This window comes from Domibacillus sp. PGB-M46, assembly GCF_022668875.1.
GTDB lineage: Bacteria > Bacillota > Bacilli > Bacillales > Domibacillaceae > Domibacillus.
Genome location: NZ_JAKGCR010000058.1, coordinates 1 through 2,871 on the forward strand (window position 1 = coordinate 1; position 2,871 = coordinate 2,871).

General features: G+C 44.6%; 3 protein-coding genes. All 3 read right to left on the reverse strand.

Features of this window, described 5'->3' with window-relative positions:
• Positions 1–128 precede the first annotated feature (128 nt).
• Positions 129–497, reverse strand: coding sequence for a transcriptional regulator GutM (locus tag L2D08_RS23530; protein WP_242237971.1), 369 nt, complete (start codon positions 495–497; stop codon positions 129–131).
• 49 nt (positions 498–546) lie between these two features.
• Positions 547–1,494 (reverse strand): sugar-binding transcriptional regulator, encoded by a 948-nt coding sequence (locus L2D08_RS23535; RefSeq protein WP_242237973.1) that lies wholly within the window; start codon positions 1,492–1,494, stop codon positions 547–549.
• Between the two features lie 111 nt (positions 1,495–1,605).
• Positions 1,606–2,871: NAD(P)H-dependent oxidoreductase (locus L2D08_RS23540; RefSeq protein ID WP_255822108.1), on the reverse strand; the 1,266-nt coding region annotated here is incomplete at its 5' end.

Consider the following 2,871-nt stretch of genomic DNA (forward strand, 5'->3'; position numbering starts at 1 on the left):
ATGATGCCGGTGAACATGTCCATAAAGGTTTCTCCACCTTTTTCGAACATTCCGATAAACCCCTCCGCGAATTTCACTAAGAAATCCATTTTTATTTCCTCCTCTTTATTGCTCATGTATGCTGAGGCCTAGATCGTGGTTGGCGCGTTCATCTGATGCTTTATTTTTTCGATTGCCATGTTAAGTGGGTTTTTCCACTTTTCATCATACAAGCTTGAAATATGTTTACCTGTAAACCTATCATGGTTTTTAAATTTCGCGAAAACTGTTACTCCATTCATCACGCGGCATTCTTCCACAATGCCTTCTTCATTTGTTACCAAAACAAGAACCGTTCCGGAACCAAGTTTTTTCTTTTCAACGCCAACGCCGAGATAGCCTCCTTCTCGTTTGCTCATCCGACGTACCGTCATCTGATAATGCTTCATTTGTCTTGCTGTGAGGTAAAATTGAAGCAGCCACATGATGACGAATCCCGCAAGAAGATAACCCCACATTCGATGATCGCTCCTTTACAATGATTAATTGCACCTTCCAGTGGTGAAATTAATCTTTTTCCTCTAAAAGTGCCTGGGCCGTTTCTTCATCGGTGACCAGTACTTTAATTAATCTGCCTTTTAATGCGGCCTGAATCGCTTTTATTTTTTCTTTCCCGCTCGCTACGCCAATCACAAGTGGAAGGTCCTTCAGTTTTTCTACGTCAAATGCAATGGTTCGATCATTCCATGAATTTTCCGAAACAGATCCGTCTTCATTGATAAAGTTATAACAAATGTCACCCACATCCTGTTGATCCGCAAACAGATTCTGATATTCTTCACCCAAATAAGATTTCACCATCGTTGAGTGCTGCGGCTTGCCGCCAATTCCTACAACGGCAATATCTGCTTTTTCCGCAAGATCAAATACACTTTTAATCGAAGACTGCTGTTTAAATACTTCTTTTGCTTCTTTAGAATCAACCATTACAGGTGTATGAAGCAGTTTATACTGGGCATGGCACTGGCGGGCCAGCGTGGCCACAATATGATTCGCATGAATATCCACCCGTTCATTTCCCATGCCGCCTACTAACGGAACAAACACGGCAGATGGATACTCCTGGCTTGAGGTGAATGCTTTGGCAAATTCGTAAAGAGTTGTTCCAGATGAAACCCCAATGGTCTGGCCATCCTGCATAATACGTTGCAAGTATTTTGCTGCTGCGGCACCAAGCCGGCTTTTGGACGATTCCCCGCCAAAACTGGGAATACAGATCACTTCCCGGATGCCATACGAACGCTCCACCTGCATTTCCAGCTGGCGAAATGGATGGATTATATCATCATGAATGATAATTTCTACAATGCCCTGTTCTTTTGCTTTTGCTAAGTATTTTGAAATCAATGAGCGGCTTACGCCCATTTCTTTTGCAATTTCTGATTGTGTGGCGCCTTCTTCGTAATACATGTGTGCCATTTTTACGAGAGACCGCCGGTCTTCAATAAACGTCATTATGCTTACCCCTTTAACATGCTGATTGAGCAGGGGGCCATGTTTCCATGGGCGTACCCTCCCTGCCCGTTATACAGTTGTCCAGCATGATCTGCTATGGCAGATGATTTCTTACAGTGTGATGATGCTCGAAAGAAGCTCTTTTTGCAGGCCATCTTCCGGGAATAAACGATTTTGAAGCTCTCTTAGTTTCCAGACTGTTGTGCTTGGATCCAGTTCAACATCATCTATTGTTAGGAATTGGCCCTGCTTAATCGCTTTTTTCGCCACAACCTTTCCGCTGATCAGGCCGATAGGAATATGGCCGTTCCGTTTCATATCCTGATGGGTTTCCAGGACACCGCGAACCGCATAACCGCCGATTCCGTCCAGTGTTTCGCCCGGCTGGATATCTTTTTTGGCAACGGCAACGGTATCGGAAATCGGCGTACCGATCGGGTGGATAGAAGAGTCATGCTGCAGTACTGCTTTAGCAATCGTGATTGGCGTTTCTAAGCTGGCAAGGTGATAGGGGCGGTACAAAATGTGGTGCTCTCTGTCACCTTTCTTCAGCAGGTAATTCAGTTCGTGCGCTACCGCTTCATTTTGGCCTTTTACGATGACAAATACGCCAGGCGCCAGGCCATCCACATATTCGACGACACCAAAACTGTTTAATACGCCGCCATTTTCTTTAACGTCCAAATCCTTAATGACGGAATCAAGGTCTCCGGCAATTCCATGCATGCCCACTACATCCGGTACAAACCCAATCGCGTTGGACAATAGATTCATTTCAGCCATTGTCTTCGTGCCGTCCTGGAAAGCAGCCAGCATATGAGAAGACATTTTTTTCTGGTTTGCTTCCTCCTGTGCAGTGGAAGGGTTGGCTGTGACATTTAATTTATTATTCTTTCCTTTACCAGCAACTAATACTTCCATGCCCATCGTTTTTGCAAATTCATATAATTCAACCACTGCAGCAGGCTCATCACCAGCTGATCCCGTGTAAATAAGCCCCGCGTTTGTAAACAATTGATGCATCACAGAACCGATGGTAATGTCTACTTCAACATTTAAAAGCACGATATGTTTTTTGGAACGCAGCGCTTCAAGCGAAATGTTGGCCCCAACTTCCGGAACGCCTGTAGCATCTACGATGACTTCAACATGTGGGGATTGAATTACTTCACGAAAATCATTGGATACGACAATCGATTCTTTTCGATCTGCCTGTGCATTATAGTAATCTGCCGCTCTTTGGGCTGCTTCCACATTAATGTCACTGATACCGGTTACACTCATACCCGGAATACGTGAAATTTGCCCGATCATGCCAAAGCCCATCTGTCCGGCACCGATTACTCCCACTTTAATTGGCTGATTTGCTTTTTCCCG

Coding starts and splice junctions, on each gene's coding strand:
- L2D08_RS23530 (WP_242237971.1), bottom strand. CDS start 497: ATGTGGGGTTATCTTCTTGCGGGATTCGTCATCATGTGGCTGCTTCAA.
- L2D08_RS23535 (WP_242237973.1), bottom strand. CDS start 1,494: ATGACGTTTATTGAAGACCGGCGGTCTCTCGTAAAAATGGCACACATG.